General features: G+C 40.3%; 20 protein-coding genes. 15 read left to right on the forward strand and 5 right to left on the reverse strand.

All coding sequences use genetic code 11. The features are described 5' to 3' along the window. Nucleotides 1-42: 42 nt before the first annotated feature. The 8 genes from CDOM15925_RS03135 to CDOM15925_RS03170 are packed head-to-tail and all read left to right on the forward strand — an operon-like array spanning nt 43 to nt 7,429. On the forward strand, nt 43-642 hold the full coding sequence (locus CDOM15925_RS03135) for a CDP-alcohol phosphatidyltransferase family protein (protein WP_169941015.1): 600 nt from the start codon (nt 43-45) through the stop codon (nt 640-642). 2 nt (nt 643-644) lie between these two features. Further along, nucleotides 645-1,277, forward strand: coding sequence for a lysophospholipid acyltransferase family protein (locus tag CDOM15925_RS03140; protein ID WP_211436658.1), 633 nt, complete (start codon nt 645-647; stop codon nt 1,275-1,277). After that, on the forward strand, nt 1,274-2,215 hold the full coding sequence (locus tag CDOM15925_RS03145) for a phosphatidate cytidylyltransferase (protein ID WP_169941017.1): 942 nt from the start codon (nt 1,274-1,276) through the stop codon (nt 2,213-2,215). Before CDOM15925_RS03140 ends, CDOM15925_RS03145 begins: the two co-directional genes overlap by 4 nt. A 14-nt stretch (nt 2,216-2,229) precedes the next feature. Next, entirely contained in the window at nt 2,230-2,799 is a 570-nt protein-coding gene (locus CDOM15925_RS03150) for a DUF1287 domain-containing protein (protein WP_169941019.1), read from the forward strand. Between the two features lie 10 nt (nt 2,800-2,809). Beyond that, on the forward strand, nt 2,810-4,585 hold the full coding sequence (locus CDOM15925_RS03155) for a bifunctional alpha/beta hydrolase/class I SAM-dependent methyltransferase (RefSeq protein WP_169941021.1): 1,776 nt from the start codon (nt 2,810-2,812) through the stop codon (nt 4,583-4,585). Nucleotides 4,586-4,610: 25 nt separating this feature from the next. Continuing rightward, complete coding sequence (locus tag CDOM15925_RS03160) at nt 4,611-5,900, forward strand: phosphatase PAP2/dual specificity phosphatase family protein (protein WP_169941023.1); 1,290 nt, start codon at nt 4,611-4,613, stop codon at nt 5,898-5,900. Then, complete coding sequence (locus CDOM15925_RS03165) at nt 5,897-6,307, forward strand: hypothetical protein (protein WP_169941025.1); 411 nt, start codon at nt 5,897-5,899, stop codon at nt 6,305-6,307. The genes CDOM15925_RS03160 and CDOM15925_RS03165 overlap by 4 nt, the downstream gene beginning before the upstream one ends. A gap of 24 nt (nt 6,308-6,331) precedes the next feature. Then, nucleotides 6,332-7,429: a nicotinate phosphoribosyltransferase gene (locus CDOM15925_RS03170; protein WP_169941027.1), complete on the forward strand. Its 1,098-nt coding sequence runs from the start codon at nt 6,332-6,334 to the stop codon at nt 7,427-7,429. A 124-nt stretch (nt 7,430-7,553) separates the two neighbouring features. Here the strand turns inward: CDOM15925_RS03170 and CDOM15925_RS03175 are convergent, their stop codons facing one another. The 5 genes from CDOM15925_RS03175 to CDOM15925_RS03195 form a co-directional block, all read right to left on the reverse strand. Further along, the gene (locus CDOM15925_RS03175) at nt 7,554-8,600 is read right to left on the reverse strand and encodes an isoaspartyl peptidase/L-asparaginase family protein (protein WP_169941029.1); all 1,047 of its coding nucleotides are present in this window, start codon (nt 8,598-8,600) and stop codon (nt 7,554-7,556) included. A 289-nt stretch (nt 8,601-8,889) separates the two neighbouring features. Further along, nucleotides 8,890-9,954 (reverse strand): tetratricopeptide repeat protein, encoded by a 1,065-nt coding sequence (locus CDOM15925_RS09975; RefSeq protein WP_211436659.1) that lies wholly within the window; start codon nt 9,952-9,954, stop codon nt 8,890-8,892. A gap of 58 nt (nt 9,955-10,012) precedes the next feature. Then, on the reverse strand, nt 10,013-10,786 hold the full coding sequence (locus CDOM15925_RS03185) for a UDP-N-acetylmuramate dehydrogenase (protein ID WP_169941031.1): 774 nt from the start codon (nt 10,784-10,786) through the stop codon (nt 10,013-10,015). Beyond that, a complete protein-coding gene (gene fliQ, locus CDOM15925_RS03190) occupies nt 10,783-11,049 on the reverse strand; it encodes a flagellar biosynthesis protein FliQ (protein ID WP_169941033.1) in 267 nt (88 codons plus the stop codon). Before fliQ ends, CDOM15925_RS03185 begins: the two co-directional genes overlap by 4 nt. After that, nucleotides 11,050-11,922, reverse strand: a complete 873-nt coding sequence (locus tag CDOM15925_RS03195; RefSeq protein ID WP_169941035.1) for a menaquinone biosynthesis family protein — start codon at nt 11,920-11,922, stop codon at nt 11,050-11,052. Between the two features lie 148 nt (nt 11,923-12,070). On the opposite strand from CDOM15925_RS03195, the gene CDOM15925_RS03200 reads away from it, so the two are divergent. The 7 genes from CDOM15925_RS03200 (at nt 12,071) to CDOM15925_RS03230 (ending at nt 19,832) form a co-directional block, all read left to right on the forward strand. After that, nucleotides 12,071-12,472: a hypothetical protein gene (locus tag CDOM15925_RS03200; protein ID WP_169941037.1), complete on the forward strand. Its 402-nt coding sequence runs from the start codon at nt 12,071-12,073 to the stop codon at nt 12,470-12,472. Between the two features lie 13 nt (nt 12,473-12,485). Then, nucleotides 12,486-13,100 (forward strand): tetratricopeptide repeat protein, encoded by a 615-nt coding sequence (locus CDOM15925_RS03205; RefSeq protein WP_169941039.1) that lies wholly within the window; start codon nt 12,486-12,488, stop codon nt 13,098-13,100. 239 nt (nt 13,101-13,339) lie between these two features. Beyond that, entirely contained in the window at nt 13,340-14,434 is a 1,095-nt protein-coding gene (gene recA, locus CDOM15925_RS03210; RefSeq protein ID WP_169941041.1) for a recombinase RecA, read from the forward strand. Beyond that, the gene (eno, locus tag CDOM15925_RS03215) at nt 14,434-15,684 is read left to right on the forward strand and encodes a phosphopyruvate hydratase (RefSeq protein WP_169941330.1); all 1,251 of its coding nucleotides are present in this window, start codon (nt 14,434-14,436) and stop codon (nt 15,682-15,684) included. The genes recA and eno overlap by 1 nt, the downstream gene beginning before the upstream one ends. Beyond that, a complete protein-coding gene (locus CDOM15925_RS03220) occupies nt 15,681-15,959 on the forward strand; it encodes a septum formation initiator (protein ID WP_169941043.1) in 279 nt (92 codons plus the stop codon). The genes eno and CDOM15925_RS03220 overlap by 4 nt, the downstream gene beginning before the upstream one ends. A gap of 11 nt (nt 15,960-15,970) precedes the next feature. After that, a complete protein-coding gene (locus CDOM15925_RS03225) occupies nt 15,971-16,747 on the forward strand; it encodes an AMIN domain-containing protein (RefSeq protein WP_169941045.1) in 777 nt (258 codons plus the stop codon). Between the two features lie 1,138 nt (nt 16,748-17,885). Further along, a complete protein-coding gene (locus tag CDOM15925_RS03230; RefSeq protein ID WP_407063368.1) occupies nt 17,886-19,832 on the forward strand; it encodes a multiheme c-type cytochrome in 1,947 nt (648 codons plus the stop codon). Nucleotides 19,833-19,842 lie beyond the last annotated feature (10 nt).

Consider the following 19,842-nt stretch of genomic DNA (forward strand, 5'->3'; position numbering starts at 1 on the left):
TTTATACAATAATACTATCTATTAATATTTTTTGGAGCTTTTATGACTATTTATGAGCTAAAGCCAAAATTCCAAAATCTCCTGCGTCCACTTACAACTAAGCTTTTTAATCTCGGTATCACGGCAAATCAAGTTACCATTTTTGCCTGCATTGTATCGGTATTCATAGGATTTTTGCTGGTTAAATTCTCTCATGTTTCAGCGCTGTTTTTTATCTTGCCTATTTGGCTTTTTGTTAGAATGGCGCTTAATGCCATTGACGGAATGCTTGCTCGCGAATTTAACCAAAAATCAGCCCTCGGAGGCTATCTAAATGAAGCTACGGACGTGATCTCAGATAGCGCTCTTTATCTGTCTTTTGCCTTTATCGCACCGTTTGATTGGGGCACTATTATGCTTATAATTTTTTTATCGCAACTTAGTGAATTTCTAGGCGTTTTGGGGCAGGTTTTAGGCAGGAGCCGTAGATATGACGGCCCTATGGGTAAAAGTGACAGAGCCTTTGCTTTTGGGCTTTTTGGGATGCTATACGCTTGTTTCGGCGAGCTTTGGCAGTGGGTTTATTATCTTGGCGTTTTGATAATAGTATTGCTTGTGATAACCTGCATAAATCGCGTCAAGTCAGGACTTAAGGAGGCGTAATTATGATAAAAGATATGGCGGCTAGAGTGGTTGATTTTACATTGTGTAAAATAGCGGTTTTTATCACGGGTATTCGCCCTAGCGAGCAGCTAAAGCAGATGAGTGATCTTACGCCTAAAATTTACTACGCCAACCACACTAGCCACGGCGATTTTTTGCTGATTTTCGTATCGATGCCCTATAAGTTGCGCAAGCAAATTCGTCCCGTAGCGGGGGCTGATTATTGGACTAAGGGCAAAATTCGCCCGTTTTTAGCAAAACACGTTTTTAATATGTTTTTGATAGATCGCAAGTCTAAAAATCCCCTTGAATTTATAGAAAAGATGAGCGAGGCGCTAAAGACTCATTCTCTTATCATCTTTCCCGAGGGCACGCGCAAGGTCGATGATGACATTGAAATCGGAAATTTCAAAAGCGGAATTTACCGCCTGGCCAAAGCTAATCCAAATGTAAATTTAGTCCCTCTTTGGATAAGTAATATCCAAAACGTTCTTCCCAAGGGTTTTTGCCTGCCGATTCCGCTTATTTGCGATATTTGCGTAGGAGATGAATTTAGATACGAAAACGAAGACAAATTTGAGTTTCTAGCAAAAGCCAAAGAGGCTTTATTAAGCCTAAAAAAGGATGAGAAATGAGTAGCGGCGAGGCGATTTTAAAGCTATTTTTGGGGCTTTTAATTATGCTGGCGCTATCTTCAACCATAGCTTTTATACTTAAAAAATTTGTCGCTAAAGACGTGCCAAACGCTACGATCGATAACCTAACCGCGCGCATAAACGCTTGGTGGGTGATGATTTTAGTCATATTTGGCTTTGTTTATGTAGGCACAAAGGCGCTTATATTTTTGTTTTTTGTTATATCCTTTGCCGCTTTGCGAGAATTTCTATCCCTCATTTACATAAGGCGCGGCGATCACATCGCTCTTGTGGCTTGCTTTTATGTCATCTTGCCGCTTCAGTATCTCTTTATCCTTATGGATTGGTACTCTATGGCGATGATATTTATCCCTGTTTATGCGTTTTTGTTTTTGCCGATTTTGTCCGCCCTTCTTGGCGATCCTGCGCACTTTTTGGAGCGCTCAACCACCATTCAATGGGCGATTATGATAAGTGTTTTTTGTATCTCTCACATCCCTGCGCTTCTTATTCTTGATGTGCATGAATTTGAAGGCAAATCGGTTCTTTTAATGCTCTTTTTGATCCTTGTAACGCAAGCTAGCGACGTGCTTCAGTATATCTGGGGCAAGCTATTTGGCAAGACAAAGATAGCTCCAAATATCTCTCCTTCCAAAACTGTCGTAGGCTTTACGGGTGGAGTGATGAGCGCCAGCTTGCTTGGGGCGTTTTTGCACTGCCTAACGCCTTTTAGCTTTATTCAGGCGTTTTTTATCAGCCTTGTTATTTGCCTTATGGGCTTTTTGGGCGGACTTGTGATGTCTGCCATTAAACGGGATTTGCGCGTGAAGGATTGGGGCAATATTATAAGCGGGCACGGCGGAATGCTTGATAGGATGGATTCGCTATGCTTTTCTGCGCCGATATTTTTTCATATAGTGCGCTATTTTTGGGCGTAAATTTAAGGAGTAAGATGAGAAATTTTAAAAATTTAGTCAAATTTGCTTTGCTCTTGGCGGGTTTAAATTTATTAGCCTTTTCGCCAAGCGACCTTGTAAAGGACGCAAGAAGCCAGATCGGCGTAACGATTTATTATGATGCGAGCTACGAAAGGCTTGCCTATCCGATGGGCGATGTGGATATCTCAAAGGGGGTTTGTACCGATGTCGTCGTGCGTGCTTTAAGAGAGCAAAATATCGACTTGCAAGAGCTAATCCATAAAGATATGAGCGCAAATTTTAGCTCCTATCCTAAAAATTGGGGCTTAAAAAACACCGATAAAAACATAGACCACAGAAGAGTGCCAAATATCGCTACATATCTTAAGCGCAAAGGCTACAGCGTAAGCGATAAAATTTATAAACCGGGCGATATAGTTACTTGGACGCTTGATAACGGCAGACCGCATATCGGCATAGTATCCGATAAGAAATCCCTCTTTGGCAACACTCCGCTTATTATTCACAATATCGGGCTTGGCGTGCAGGAAGAAGACGTGCTAAATGATTTTAAGATAACCGGGCATTTTAGGATTACGAATTAAAGGAATTAATATGCAAGAAAAAACTTTTCTCACAAGCGACGGAATCGAGCTTTTTTATCGCCACAAGCCGCCAAGCGATCAGGGGCAAAATGGAAATTTAAACAGCGCGCAAAGCTCAAATTTAAGCCCCCAAAAAGCTATCGTGCTTTTTCACAGAGGTCATGAGCACTCCGGGCGCATGATGTTTATGAGCGAGGAGTTAAATTTAGGCGATTTTCATTTCTTTGCGTGGGATGCGCGCGGACACGGCAAGAGCCCCGGAGAACGCGGAGATGCGCCTAGTATCGCTAGGCTTGTGGCCGATGTGGACGAATTTATAGAACATATAAGCAAGCAGTACGATATAACCAAGGAAAATATTGCCGTAATCGCTCAAAGCGTGGGTGCGGTGCTGGTTGCTACTTGGCTGCATGATTATGCGCCTAAAATTCGCTGCGCGGTGCTTGCAAGTCCGGCGTTTGACGTGAAGCTTTACGTGCCTTTTGCCAAAGAGGGCTTAGCGCTACTTTATAAATTAAAAGGAAATTTTTTCGTAAACAGCTACGTCAAGGCGCACTACCTCACGCACAACAAGGAGCGCATAAACTCTTATAATGAAGATAGCCTCATAGCGCGCGCCATATCGGTTAGGATTTTGCTTGGGCTTTATGAGGCAAGCAAGCGGGTTGTGGGCGATGCCGCGGCTATTACTACGCCTTTGCAGCTGCTTATTTCAGGCGATGACTGGGTGGTAAATCACGCGCCTCAACATGAATTTTATAACTCGCTTGGCTCGCATATCAAAGAGCGCCACGTCATGCAGGGCTTTTATCATGATACGCTTGGCGAGCAGGATAGACATCTGGCTTTTAAGAAGATTGAGAACTTTATAAACGAGCGATTTAGCGAGCCTTTAAACGAGGTTGATTGCACGCAAGCGGATAAATTCGGCTTTAGTAGAGAAGAGGCTGATAGGCTTGCTACTCCGCTTTGTAAATTTCATCCTAAAAACATCTGCTTTAGTGTGCAAAGATTTGGCATGAAGTTGCTTTCGCCTTGGGTTAAAGGGCTTAAAATTGGCGAAGATAGGGGTTATGATAGCGGAAGTACGCTTGATTACGTCTATCAAAACCAGCCGCAAGGCTCAAACGCTTTTGTAAAGTGGGTTGATAAAATTTATCTAAATTCAATCGGTTGGAGAGGCATAAGAAAGCGCAAAGAAAATATCGCCCATGCGTTAAATTTCGTGATGAGCGAGCTAAAGCAAAAAGGCGAGCGTATAGAAATTCTCGATATCGCTTCAGGGCACGGCAGATATATACTTGACGCGTTAAGCGGTGAAATTCGCCCCGAAAAGATACTTTTAAGAGATTACGACAAAGTAAACGTAAAAGCGGGGCAGGAACTCATAAGAGAGCGAAATTTAGAAGATATCGCGACATTTGAAGAGGCAAACGCCTTTCATAAAGCAAGCTATGAAAATTTAGAAAATTTCGCAAGTGTCGGTGTGGTTTCGGGGCTTTTTGAGCTATTTAGCGATAATGCGCTTATAAGAGTAGCGCTTGAAGGCTTTGGGCGTAGCGTGCGCAAGGGCGGATATCTCATCTATACGAATCAGCCGTATCATCCGCAGCTTGAGATGATCGCAAGGGCGCTTTCAAGTCATAGAGACGGCGAAGCGTGGATTATGCGCAGACGAAGCGTAGTCGAGATGGATCAGCTTGTTAGTAGAGCGGGATTTAAAAAGATCCGCCAATGGATAGACGAGGACGGGATATTTACCGTTAGCGTTGCGGTAAAGGAGTGAAATTTGTCCCATTTAAAGATGAGAAGTGAAATTTAGCCCTAAGCTTAGCCGGTTTTTAACCAGACTTGGTTATCTGCTTTGTGTAGCTAGCGCATTTTACGCAAGCTACGGCTTTGCAAACTACTTTGCCTCAAAGCAAAGCTTCGTGCCCGAAATCATCTTTGAATGGGAGTATGATATCCCCTTTATCTCTTGGACGATACTGCCTTATTGGTCGTTAAATTTGCTTTACGGGCTTGGATTTTTGCTGTGTAAAAATTCTCGCGAGCTAAATCGCTACACGGCTCAGCTGCTTCTTTCTCAGCTTATCGCGGTGATATTTTTTATACTTTTTCCTCTTCAAATTTCTTGGAGTAAGCCTGAGAGTTTTGGGTTGTCCAAATTTCTCTTTGATAGCCTTGCGACCTTTGATATGCCGTTTAATCAAGCTCCATCGCTTCACATCATCTTGTGCGTGGTCGTGGGTTCGCTTTATATCTCAAAAACGAGCAAAATTTGGCTTAAGGCTATCGTTTTGGCGTGGTTTGCCCTGATAGCTCTTAGCGTGCTTACTACTTATCAGCACCATTTTATCGATATACCTACAGGGTTTTTAGTGGGCTTTTTAGTGCTTGTTATAGTGCCGATTGAGGGCAAAATTTTAAAATTTAACCCTGCTCATACGACATCTCATATTAAATGGGCGAGCTTTTACGCTCTGCTTGCCACTATCTTTGCAGTTTTGGCTTTTTATGCGGGTGGAGCCTTTCTTTGGTTGTTTTATTTTAGCGTTAGCTTTGCTCTTGTCGGTTTTGGTTACGCTTTGTTCGGCGTGCAAATTTTTCGCAAAGAGCAAAACGGCAAAATTTCATCGTTTTGGCTGCTCTTGCCATATCTTATAATAGCTCGGTTAAACATCATCTACTGGCTAAATTTCAAGCGTGCTCCTAGAAGCAGTGAAATTTTGCCAAATCTCCATCTTGGCTCGATCACCGAGGCGCATAAATTTGAAGCCGTTTTTGACCTTACGGCGGAGTGCGAATTTCATCCCAAAGTAGAGCAAATTTACTTAAATTTCGCCATGCTTGACATGGTAAAGCCAAAATTTGATGAGCTCAAAGCCGCCGTAAAGGCAATGGATAGTATAATTAACAAAAATAAAAGAACACTCGTTTGTTGCGCGCTAGGATACGGCAGAAGCGCTCTTGTGCTGCTTGGTTGGCTGGTTTGGTGCAATAAAATGAACGTAGATGATGCGATTTTACTGATTAAAAATTCGCGCCCCAAAGTTGTCATAGATGATAGCGTGAGAAAATTTTTTATGGAGTTTGGATGAGCAAATCATCGCTGGCACTTACTACTTCGCAGCTCATAAACACCCATAAGATAATATTGCTTGTAAATTTGATTCACGCCTTTATATTTTGGCAGTATCCGCACAAAATTTGGCAGGAATTTATCTTCGCCGCGCTTTATATTTTTATATTTTATCTTCATATCAGGCTTTATTTTGACGCGAAAATTTTTAAGGAATTTGCTGACGGCATGCTTAGTCTTGAGAGGTTTGACGAGAGCCTTAGGACGCTTGGGCTTGTTAAGCAGATATCTTTTAAAGATAAAAAATCCTTCATCCAAAGAGATATGACCTCAAGGTGCAAAGGCGCTATGAAGCTTTGGTTTATGCTGATTGGCGTTAGCTTTGCAGCTGTTATTTATACGCTTTGCCTTAAGTGGATAGCGTGAAGCAAATTTATATAAAGAGGTGTGATGAGTAACGAGATAGAGCTAAAAAAACAAGGTGTTATCAAGCGTCTTACGAACAAGACTTTTAAATTTGACCCAAGGATAGCCGAGGGATTTTATACCGCAAGATATTTTTTAAAGATAAATCAGGTCATAAAGCAAAATTTACCCGATCAGCACGTAACTATGCAGTTTTTTCAAAGGGCGGATAACATCACTTTATGCGGTATCGATGAAGCCATAGCGATCGTGCATACCTTTGCTAAAGAGCCTGAAGAGCTTGAAATTTATGCGTTAAATGACGGTGATATCATAAATGCAAACGAGCCTGTTTTAAAGATAAGCGGCAAGTATGAAAATTTCGGCTTTTTAGAAAATATCATAGATGCCACGCTAGCTCGCAGAAGCTCCGTAGCTACGAATGTCGCTAGAGCCTTAAAGGCTGCAAACGGCAAGGTAGTCTTTTCTATGGCGGATAGGCAAGATGACATCTCAACGCAGATAGGCGACGGATACGCCACTTATATTGCGGGCATAGATCGCGTTTCAACCGACGCTCAGGGCTTTTGGTGGGGCGGCAAGGGTATGGGGACTATGCCGCACGCGCTTGTTCAGATGTGTAAGGGAGATATAGTAAAGGCGTGTGAAATTTACGCTAAAACCTTTCCCGGTGAGCTTGTAACGGCACTTGTTGATTACAATAACGACGTGATCACCGACGCACTTTTAGCCGCAAATGCGCTAAAATCAAGGCTTGGTGCCGTTAGGGTCGATACATCTCAAAGCCTCATAGACAAGTATTTTGAGGACAAAGACACAAGCGGATTTGATCCGCATGGAGTTTGTAAAGAGCTTATCTTTGCACTTCGTAAAGCTCTTGATGAAAATGGCTTTAATCACGTTAAGATAGTCGTTAGCTCGGGCTTTACTCCTGAAAAAATTGCCGAATTTGAAGCGCACGATACGCCTGTTGATATTTATGGTGTAGGAAGCTTTACCGTTAGAAACGATACTTGCGGATTTACGGGCGATCTTGTGGAGCTAAACGGCAAAGCAGAAGCCAAAGTTGGACGCCGAAATTTCATCTCCGAGAGATTGCAAAAAGTAGAATTTGAAAGATAAATTTAGGCGCAAACGAGCTAAATTTGCGCCTTTGATTTTAAATTTGCAAACGTTTTTACGCTACAAATTCTAATCCAATGCAGGCAAGCAGACAAATTTGCCGCCTGCATCGATCTTGTATGAATTATTTGCCGACAGGCCAATGCACGATAGGTTCAGACCCTACTTTTGCTTCACCGTGATACATTCCTAGCTTATGTTTTGTCCAAGCAAAGCCGATTTTGCCATTTTTGTCAATTGAGATTATGCCACCGCTTCCGCCTAGAGCATCTACTTGTTTTATAGCATTTTCGGCAGCTTTTTGCACATCGCCACCAGCGTATTTGTAGTGAGCTGAAACTTCGTGAGCCGCATTTACTCGCATATAGATATCTCCGGTACCTGTGCATGAAACTGCTACAGAATCGTTATCCGCATAAGTTCCTGAGCCTATGATAGGGCTATCTCCGATACGTCCTGTCATCTTGTTCGTCATGCCTCCTGTGCTTGTTGCTGCGGCAAGGTTGCCATTTTTATCAAGTGCGATCGCTCCTACCGTGCCAAGATAAGGCTCGGCTTTATCTTTTAACGCTGCGAGTTTATCGCTCTTATCGTCATCTTTCATAAGCATGAGTTGTTGTTTTTCTTTGGCTTTTTTGAGCTGATCGTATCTTTTTTGCGTGAAATAATACTCTTGCTCGACCATTTCAAGCCCGTTTGCTTTGGCTAGCTTGTCCGCTCCTTCGCCCGCTATAAGCGTGTGCCAAGTCTTTTCCATCACAAGGCGCGCGCCTAAAATAGGGTTTTTGATATGTCTTGACATAGCCACTCCGCCCGCTTTTTTAGTTGCACCGTCCATGATAGAAGCGTCAAGTTCGTTAAATCCATCTGAAGTAAAAACCGCTCCTTTGCCCGCATTTAAATTCGGATCATCTTCCAAGATGATTATAGCGGCCGTTACTGCATCCATCGCTGTTCCGCCTTTTTCAAGGACTGCTTGGCCTGCTTTAAGAGCCTTTTTCATCGGTTCTGCACGAAGCATAAATTCATCTTGGGATAGATCAAGTTTGCTTGTGCCCCCGTGAATTACAATTAGTGGAGTAAATTTTTCACCGGCATTAAGGCTTAAAAAGCTTAATGCAACAATACTAGCTGCAACCATTGCAGTTTTAGTTAAACTAAAAAATTTCATGCACTCTCCTTTGTAAGTAAATTTAAATAGTTATTGTAATTTTATTACTTAATATCAAATTTATAATTAATAAATTATATTTGAGGCTTTTAGTATCGGACAGGTTCTCAAATTGAGCTTATTCTTTTGGAGTGTAGTAAATTATCCTACTTAGTAATTTGCCTCCAAGAGTTAAATAACAAAGCAGAAGCCAAAGCAGGACGCCGAAATTTTATCTCCGAAAGATTGCAAAAAGTAGAGTTTGAAAGATAAATTTAGGCGCAAAAGAGCTAAATTTGCGCCTGTAATTTTATTTTATAGATTCAAGAGCGCTGCAACATTGAGCTGAGCCTATATCGCAGCCTTTTTTGAAGTAAGTCTTAGCCTTTTCAAGATCTTTTGCGACCCCGCTTTCAGCAGGCGGCATTTGGTATGTGTAGCCCGCAAAGAGGCATGATTCGACTAAGCCGTGTTCGCAGCCCTTGTTAAAATACTCCACCGCTTTGGTAAATTGCTTTTCTTGATAATATGCAGAGCCTGCGTATTCACATCCAATGGCGATCTTGGCTTCGCAAGCTTTTGCTGCGTTATCTTTATCTTTTACGTATTTTCCCGAAGCTTCATGATATTTTTTTGTAAAGGCTAAAAGATAATACTCAAACGCCTTTATCTCGTCTTTTTTGCCGTATTTGTCATCTTGGTAGATTTCACCAAGCTTTGCGCATCCGTCAAATCTATCGCCCCCGCAAATTTGGCTTAGAATTTCGATCGCTTTGTCTATGTTTTTCTCGACACCTTTGCCGTCTCTATAACCCATCGCTACAAATTTGCAACCGTCATCGTAGCCGCCGTTGCAAAGTTTTGAAAATATCTCAAAGCCTTTTTTAGGATCGTGCTGCGCGCCGTTTTTACCTTCGGTGTATGAGTATCCAGTCCATAAACATCCTAAATTTGAGCCCAAATCGCAAGCTTTTTGGTAGTATTTGACGTCTTGTTTTTCATAAGCGTAGTCTATACAAGCGGATGCATCGCCGTTTTCACAACCTTTTTCAGGGCTTACAGCTGTTTTGTCTTTGATTTTATTGCAGCAATCGGACCTTTTACCAAATGATATCTCGCAGCACTTTTCATAAGCCTGCTTTGCAAGCCCAGAATCTTTTTTGACATCAGAGCCCTTTCCGAACTCATAAAGCTGCCCAAGCTCTTTGCAAGAAGAATCAACCTTTTCTTTATAGCAACCTAGCTTGAAGTAGTGCTCCGCGTCTTTCCACTGACCTTTGGATTTTGCCGCTAGCCCGTTGTTGTGATTTGGTCCGGCTTGTGCTACCGACAAGCAACTAAATACTAAAAACAGGGTTAAAGCTAACTTTTTCATAGACTCCTCCTTGCGAGTAAATCTGTAAGAATTATAACCTTTTTAATATATTTTTAATCTAAATTATAACAACTTCCGTTTTTAGTTCTACGCCGAATTTTTCCAGCACTAGCTTTTGGGCTAAATTTATGAGATTTATTGCATCATCAAAGCTTGCATTATCAAAATTTATTAAGAAATTTGCGTGTTTTTCGCTAAATTTTGCTCCGCCGATAACGTGTCCTTTTAGCCCTACTGCTTCGATAAGTCTGCCTGCGTAATCGCCCGTTGGATTCACAAAACAGCTTCCAAAGCTGGCTCCCTTCGGTTGGTTTGAGCGTTTAAGCGCAAATTCGCTTGCAAGTGTGGCGTTAAAGCCTTTTGTCGCTTTAAATTTGGCTGCAAAAACAATTTCGTTTAGCTCGCAATATCTATAAGCAAATTTTATCTGGTCTTTTTTAACCCAGCCTCGTTTTAAAAGCACCTCAAACAGATTGTCACTCATGGAAATTCCACAAAGCCCCGCATTCATCTTAACCATACCGCCAAGAGTGCCCGGGATATTTTGCAAAAACTCAAAGCCCGCTAGATCGTGCTTTTTGGCAAAATTATAAATTTTACCGCTCTTTGTAGCAGCACCTATCTCTAAAATTTCGCCTTCAAGCTTTATATAGTCAAATTTATCGCTTAAAATCGCCATCGGTGCAGGGTTTGGCGAAACTAAAAGGTTATTTCCTCCGCCTATTATCACGCGACCTTGCGTATCATCTTGCGGACTATCTATGAGCAAAACCTCGTGCACGCCGCCGATTTTAACGGAAGTAAATTTAGAAAAGTCAATAAGCCTAGTCATTGCACGAAATGCGGGATAAACTCAATCATACGGATAGTAAAATCAACCATCATGCTTACCATCCAAGGCATGAGAAATATGATAACGACGACTACGAGGATGATTTTTGGCACGAAGCTTAGCGTCATCTCGTTTATCTGCGTGGTCGCTTGAAAGATGCTGATGATAAGACCCGCGCTAAGACCTGCTAAAAGCATAGGAAAGCTAAGATAAAGTGCGGTTTTAAAGGTCTCTATGCCCAGTTCGATTAGGGTTGATTGCATTTAGCTAAACCTTACGTCGTTGTATTCGGTTGGCACCAGATAGTCGCGCGCATCGATTAATTCATCGTAAAAGCCGTGCTTGTAACCTATCTCAAACAGCTTATTTACGGCGTTTAGTTGCGTTTCATTCATCGATACGGAGCTATCGTTTGCATATAAATTCAGATAAATTTTAAGCTTTTCTTTATCGACTCGGATCAAATTTCGCTCCATGAGCATATGAGATAAAAACGGCTTATGCTCGGTTGCGATTTTAACGGCTTTGGTAAGCACTCGCTCGCACTCTATCGCGTCAGTTATCGGCAGGCTTCTGCGAACTGCCATGCCGCCAAGCGGAAGAGGTAGATCCTCGCCTGAAAACTCCTGCCAGATATCCCAAATTTCACGCTCTACGCAAAGCTCTTCACTAAAAGTTAAGATGCTTTCGTGAATTAGCACCCCTGCATCAACTTCGCCGCTTAAAACGGCATTTTCTATATCTAAGAAATTTTTATAAACTATGCGCGCCTCAGGATATGCCACGCGAAACAAAAGCGCGTTTGTGGTGTGTTTGCCTGAGAGTGCGACCTTGAAATTTCGTTTTAGAATTTTATCTTTTTTCTTTACCAGTTTTGGTCCGTATCCCTCTCCAAAACTAACCGCACACCGAAGCAAAGCGTAGTTATCCCTTATAAGCGGATATAATCCAAAACTAATCGCAGTAGCGTCGTAAGTGCCTTTAAGTGCCTCAACGTTAAGCGTTTGGATGTCTAAAGCAAGGTTGCTAAAACGCAAATTTGCAGAATCAACCCAGCCGAATTTTATCGCCATATACATAAAAATATCGTCCGCATCGGGCGAATGCGCTACGCTAATATCTTTAAAATGTCTCAAATTTAATCCTTTTTAGGATTATAGGTTAAATTTTATGAATAGTTGATTAAATTTAAGTTTCAAACAAGCTTTTATATCTTGAATAATAAAATTTGCTCTATTATGATAAAATCCCTCAGTAAAATTAAATAAATTCATGGAGAGTTTTATGAAAAAAGGCGTTGTTTTACTATCTTTGATCATATCATTGTTTTTTAGCGGGTGTGCGAGTATTTTTGACGGCACGAGTAGTTATATAAACCCTAGTTTAAAGCAACTAAAAGGGCAGCATATATCGCTGGTGATAGATCGTATTAAGTATTTTCCTCATGTAGAGATCGGGATGCTTAGCAATAAGTATTATATATACAAAGAGTGCGAGTACAAGGGAGACAATATCACTTATAACGGATACGGAGTGATTTTAAGTCGCCAGCCGATTTACCACTGCGGAAATATGCACTTTGTTACCGATAAGGACGGCTTCATCAAAGACTACGTAGAAGAGGGCTACAGATATCATGACGACTATCAGAAGTATTTTAAAGATCTGATAATAATCAAGAGATAATTAAGGAGAGATAATGAAATTTAAAATTTTAACCGCGATACTTGCCGCTTTTGCCATTAACTGCTTTGCCGATGTTCCTCAAGATGTTGTGAATAGATATTTTGAGCTTACGAATAACGGCAAATTTAAAGAGGCGATTGATCTCATGATGCCTTATGCCGAGCAAAAGGATGATGACGCCGAGCTTAAAGTAGGCTATGCTTATGAAGCGGGGCTTAAAAACTACAAAGACGGCATGATGTGGTATAAAAGATCGGCAGATAGAGGAAATCCCGTGGCTAAGTCGAATTTGGCGAATATTTATTATCATATGTTTGATTATAAGCAGGCCTTTAAGCTATATGAACAAGCAGATAAGCAAAACTACGCACCTGCAGCTTATATGCTGGGTATTATCTACTACGACGAACAAGGCGATATAAAAATTGGAAGAGACTTGGTAAAGGCGGCGAATTATTTTAAAAAGGCGGCTGATTTAGGAGATGCGGGGGGTCAGTATATGCTTGGAATTTGTTACATGAACGCCCACGGTGTAGCTCAGGATCTAAAAGAGGCTAAAAGACTTTTTACTCTTGCGGCTAAAAATGGAAACAAGCGGGCTGAGGAGATGCTTAATAAAATTAATTGATCAAATTTGCGGCTTATATGAAATTCTTTATAAAATCGCAACTTTTATAAATTCAAATTTACAAAAGAGCTATGTTTTGGTAGCTCTTTTGGCTTTATCGTGATTATTTATTTTGGTTTTAGGGCTTTAAGCTTTTGTGCAAATCAAATATAAAATTTAAACTTCAAATTTCAAATAAACGAAAATTCATCTCAAATTTGATAAAATCAGACAATTTATTACAAATTTAAAGGCAGTAAATGGCAGCTGAAAAAGACGACAAGAAAAAGTTAACCCCGCTAGAATCAGAATCCGACAAGAAGAAGGCTCTTGATCTAGCGTTAAAGCAGATTGATAAAGCTTTTGGCAAGGGCACTATGGTGCGCCTTGGAGATAGGCAAGTAGAGCCTATAGACTCGATAGCTACGGGCTCGATCGGACTTGATCTGGCTCTTGGTATAGGCGGCGTTCCAAAGGGTAGGGTGATAGAAATTTACGGACCTGAAAGCTCGGGAAAGACGACTTTAACGCTTCATATCATCGCCGAAGCTCAAAAAGCGGGCGGAATTTGCGCATTTGTCGATGCGGAGCATGCTCTTGACGTGAAATACGCTTCAAATTTAGGCGTTGATACGGATAATCTTTACATATCTCAACCCGATTTTGGCGAGCAAGCTCTTGATATCGTAGAGACTCTTGCAAGAAGCGGAGCGATCGATCTTATCGTGGTTGATAGTGTCGCCGCACTTACGCCAAAAAGCGAGATAGAGGGCGATATGGGTGATCAGCACGTAGGACTTCAAGCAAGACTTATGAGCCAAGCCTTAAGAAAGCTAACCGGAATCGTGCATAAGATGAAAACCACCGTCATCTTCATCAACCAAATTCGCATGAAGATAGGCGCTATGGGGTATGGCACGCCTGAGACTACAACGGGTGGAAATGCGCTTAAATTTTACTCTTCCGTTCGTCTTGACGTTCGTAAAATCGCAACTCTTAAACAAAATGAAGAGCCTATCGGCAACCGAACGAAAGTAAAAGTAGTGAAAAACAAAGTTGCGCCTCCGTTTAAAACGGCCGAATTTGACATAATGTTTGGCGAAGGAATCAGCAAAGAAGGCGAGATAATCGACTACGGCGTTAAGCTTGATATAGTCGATAAAAGCGGCGCTTGGTTTAGTTATAATGCAAGCAAACTCGGTCAAGGCAGAGAAAATGCCAAGGCGTATTTAAAAGAAAATCCTGAAGTGGCCGATGAGATCGTAGCCGCGATAAAAGGATCTATGGGAATTGAGCACATCATAAGCGGCGGCGGCAAAGATGACGAAGATAGTCAAGAAACAGGAGATGAATGATGATTTTTGTAGATGATGTTACGGCGATAGAAGTTTTAGACAGTAGAGGAAATCCGACTGTACGCGCTACGGTTGCACTAAGTGACGGGACGGTTGCAAGCGCTGTCGTGCCAAGCGGAGCTAGTACCGGCAAGCGCGAGGCTTTAGAGCTTAGGGATAAGGATAGTAGATATTGCGGCAAGGGCGTGCTAAAGGCGGTTAGCAACGTAAATGAAGCTATAGCCGAAGCGATAATCGGGCTAAACGCTTACGATCAAAAATCAATCGATGATGAGATGAAGAGGCTTGACGGGACCGATAATTACTCAAATTTAGGCGCAAATGCCGTGCTTGGCGTATCTATGGCGGTTGCTAGAGCGGCTGCAAAAAGCTTAAATATATCTCTTTATCGTTATCTTGGCGGAGCGAATGCAAGCGTGCTTCCCGTGCCGATGTTTAACATCATAAACGGCGGAGCGCACGCAAACAACAGCGTGGATTTTCAAGAATTTATGATTATGCCTTTCGGGTTTGAGAAATTTAGCGATGCCCTAAGAGCCGCGGCTGAAATTTATCAGGTTTTAAAAGGAATTTTAAACGAGCTTGGCCACAGCACCGCAGTTGGCGATGAGGGCGGATTTGCACCGAATTTAAAGGATAATGAAGAGCCTCTTAAGATCATAATGCAAGCCATTGAAAAAGCGGGATATAAGCCGGGCGAGCAGATAAAACTGGCTCTTGACGTGGCTGCAAGTGAGCTTTATAAAGCGGGCTCTTACGAGCTTGAAGGCAAGAAATTTAGCTCCGAAGAGCTTATAGAGTACTACGCAAAACTTTGCGATAAGTATCCGATATTTTCTATCGAAGACGGACTTAGCGAGGATGATTGGGATGGTTGGGCGAAGCTCACGGCTAGACTTGGAAGCAAGGTTCAGCTCGTAGGAGATGATCTTTTCGTAACTAATGAGAAAATTTTAAGAGAGGGCATTAAAAAAGGTGTTGCAAACGCGATTTTAATCAAGCCAAATCAGATAGGAAGCGTAAGCGAAACGATGCAAACTATCCGCTTAGCGCAACGCAAGGGCTATCGCTGCGTCATGAGTCATAGAAGCGGCGAGAGTGAAGATAGCTTTATAGCTGATTTTGCCGTAGCGATGAATACGGGTCAGATAAAAACGGGCGCAACCTCAAGAAGCGAAAGAAACGCCAAATACAACCGCCTTCTTGAGATCGAGCTTGAGACAGATGAATTTTTAGGAAATGAAATTTGAGTGAAATTTTAAAGGAGTATGACGAGAATGAGATAAAGAGATCATACTCTTTTAAAACTATTGTTAAGATTATCGGATTGCTTCTTTGTGTGGCTCTTTTTGGCATATATGTGGGAAATATAATGTTTGGTAAGAGGTCTTTAGACGTAATGTTAGGGCTTCAGGATCAAAAAGAGCAGCTTAAAAAAGATGTGGAAATTTTAAAAAAGCGCAATGCCGAGCTTCAAAAGTCGTTTTTTGAGCTAAAAGAGCTTGAACCGCAAGATAGTAAATAATTGGAGTTGATATGGATAAAATTTGGTTTTTTGTATTGGTTTTTTTAAGTGCTAGCTTTGGCAGAGAGAATCCGTTTGTACCGACGGGCGATTTAAATACAAGCGTAACTACGACAAATTCGGTTGAAATTTTAGCTCCTTTTGAAAAGCAAAACATAAAATTCCCGAGCGATGCAAGGAATTTTATCTCTGTATCGGTTAAGTATAAGAGTGAAGACGGAAGTATCAAAGAAAAAGTTATCGATGTAAATAAGAGCATAAATTGGAATGATGAACTAACGCTAACAAAGACTCTGTCGCCTGCAGTAGTGCTAAAGCCTGATGTGTCGGTTACGATGAATGAGCCTGTGGTTGATGTTTCGGTTAAAGCCTCTTCCAAACCTATGGGCGCTGATATAAATTTAACCAGACAAGACACTATGAAACAAGAGCCGATGCAAGAAGTGGTTATCAAGCCTGCTCCTGTCGAAGAAAAAAAACAAGAGCCGCTTAAAAAAATAAGCTTTCATAAAGCGGATTTTGAATTTAGCCCTATGAGCCTTAAAATTCTCACAAAAGATATCAAAAAAAGAGATTTTGCCGTGCTTAAAGACAAAAAGATCGTAATTGACTTCAAAAATCCAAAAGGATTTCTTACTAAGACTTTTAAGCTTGACTGCGGTGCTTTTGAATCAATTACTTTTGGAGCTCACGATGGATTTTACCGAGCTTCCATAACTCTTGATAAGAGATATAAATACACAATTACTAGTGACGAGGAGGGATATTTCTTAACTTTAAAGAGATAGCCTTTGCTCTATTTGACTTTTGATATTGTTAAGATATATTGGTTTAAGCGTTTTTGTAAAATTTTTATATCTGCATGATAATAAATTTGATTGGTTAAATTTAAATCTATAGGCTATGTTTGATTAGCTTCACTGTATAGTTGCTTGATTCATATCTCTACTAAAATTTTCTTGATGTTTTCTTGATATCATATTTAAATCTTATCTTGTTTTGGTTGGTGTTAACTAAGTGTTCTTAAATATTATTCTGTTTGGAATTAGAGTAGATGCTATTAAAAAATAATCTTCTACAGCTTCTTTTTAAGATTAGTTTTAATTCTGCTTTTTATAATGTTATTATTAATGCAATTATGTTTTATTACTCTATAATACAAATTTGAACTGCTAACAACAGGAGTTTTTGAAATAAGACCTAATAACTCTTAATTTTAATTAGAAAAATTAAATTTTAAATTTTAAAGAATATTAAAAAATGTTTCAAATAGTTACATGGTGCAGGCATGGTATTTTGAATAAACGAAAAATATTATTTTATGCACAATTCTAATGTATTTTTAACAAATTATAAATTTGACAAATTATAATTTGTAACGATTTGGTTACTATTTTTATTATTTAAGGTTATGTATATCTAAATTTTATATTGAGAATTATATGTAATAGTAATATATTATCTTTTTAATATTGAATATCAAATAGTGAATTTACAATATTTATAGATATTAAATTTATAATTTATATATAAGAAGATTATGATACTAAAAAAACATCAAAAAAAACTCAAAAATAATATTTCGCTTACACTTAAATTTAGAATAGTTTAAAAAAATATGTATTAATATTTTATTTAAAATAGGATTAATACATTAGTTCTTGTATTTCTCTTGTCATGAAAGGAGGGTATAAAGACGAGAGCTAGATTTGATCTTTTCTCGGTATAAAAAGATCAGATTTAAGGTTAAATAGCCAGAACCTTAATAAATTTGGCTTTAATTTTTTAAATCTAAAGATTAAATTTTAATATTTAGATTTGTACCGATAACATAATTTTTGAAAAATGTTGTTTATAAAATTTATGAAGGAGAATGAGATGAAACGAGGTTGGTTAAAATTTATAACCTGTAGTTGTTTTCTTGCTATGTGCGCTATATCTCCTCTAAGCGCGGACGACAGATATGAGGAGCCTTTTGAGCAAGGAGAAACGTTTCAAAACGACGGCGTTGCCCCAAGAACTTTGGAAGATTATGTTGGGCATGAAAAAGAGTACTGGGAGTATTTAAAGAAAAATCACCCGGTTTTTCACTATGAAAAAGAAGGTAGGCTTGTAGGTAAATACGGCTTAAGCGATCGTGTGGAGGAATTTATTGAGATAAACCATGGTCCTGATTATGCTAAAGAGAACAATATGGAGCATACCGCAGTTACTTATCGTCTTGGTATGGAGTCATTCCTTGACTTTCCAAACAAATTCGTAGGGCATAAAAAATGCGGCGAGTGCCACCCTGCTCAATATATGCAATGGGAGCGCTCACGTCACGCTAAAACCATAAGATGGCCAGAAGAGCTTGAAGAGGTAGGTGGAGATGTTAAAAAAGGACTTCCGGGAGCTATCGAGACAACTCCTATCCTTACTACAGGTATTCAGCCTGATGATGTATACGGTATCATAGGAACCCCAAGAACAAAATACGGCTTCCTTGATAAATGGTTGGTTCGCGGAACATACCACGTTGAAGACGGAAATTTAAGCGATCTTAGCGGTAAACTAGTAGCGGGTGGTAACCAATACTCAGTTTTATGGGCTAAATTCCTAACTCCTGAAATGACTAAAAAGATAGCAGAATTCTCTCCGGGATTCCCTACTAAAATGGAAGATTTCGGCAAGAGCGGTTCTCATATGTGGGGTATGAACTCATACGGCGCATCAAATAGAAAAAATTTCAAATTCCAACCTGCAAGTGCGTATTGCGAAATTTGTCATACATTTAAATTCGACTTTAAATCTAAAGATGAATTCTACGCGGCTCTTGGCGATTCTAAGAAATTAAGAGAGCATACTATAACAAAAGGTATTAGCTGCGAGGAGTGCCACGGTGCGGGAGCTCACTTGTACGGTGCTAGAGGTGCGGGTATGCCAAGTAACTGCGAAAGATGTCACCAAAGATTTGCTTGGCATAAAGCAGACTCTGAAAAGAACCCAAGAAAACAGTTTAACGCATACTTTAAATCATCTTGTCCATCTTGCGGAACCGAAGGTGCTCAACTGTTCAACTCTGCTCACTATGATGAAGGTATGAGATGTAACACTTGCCACGATCCGCACGAAGTTACAGCTAACGACTGGAAAGACGGCTATACATTAACAGGACTTAAAAAGACTTGCGAAGACTGCCACGAAGTTCAAAAAAGCTTCTTTAAACAAGGCGGAATTCACGCTAAAGACAATTGTACAGGATGTCACATGCCAAATATGATGAGTTGTGAGAACTTCGCAGCTGTTCAAAACCCTGATAAAGGTGGATTTGACAACGTTCGTGCTTCACACATCTGGAACATCATGGTTGATAAAGATAGAAAATCAATCAACCCACCTGAAGGCAAACCAAGAGATCCTATGACTGTAAAAGGCTGGACACTTGATAGAGATGAAAATGGAAGATTCTTCGTTGACTTAATGTGGTCTTGCGGTAGAACAAGCTTTAGCGATCCTAACCTAATGGCTCCTGGAGCTAGCGGTTGCCATAGCCCTGTTCAATCAACATTGCCTGATAAGCTTAAATTTACAGATCAAGCTATGATTTATGACCTAGTTATGGAATGGCAACTTCCTGTTAAAGATGGCTACTCAAAAGTAGAAATCGCTCTTAGAAAGATTGATCGCGGTATGAGTAACAACAAAAAACTTACAACAGATCAAAAAGCTAGAGTTATATCTTATGCAAGACAAGCCGAGGATATCTTAGAAAAACTCAAAAAAGACGGTTCTTGGGGTGTTCACGGACCTAAATATTCTTTGAAACTAGTTGATGAAGCTTTGGTTTACGTTGAGCAAGCAACAAACATCTTAGAAGGTAAATCAAAATAAGCTAAACACG

The sequence above is a fragment of the Campylobacter sp. RM15925 genome (assembly GCF_012978775.1).
Classification (GTDB): Bacteria; Campylobacterota; Campylobacteria; order Campylobacterales; family Campylobacteraceae; genus Campylobacter_A; species Campylobacter_A canis.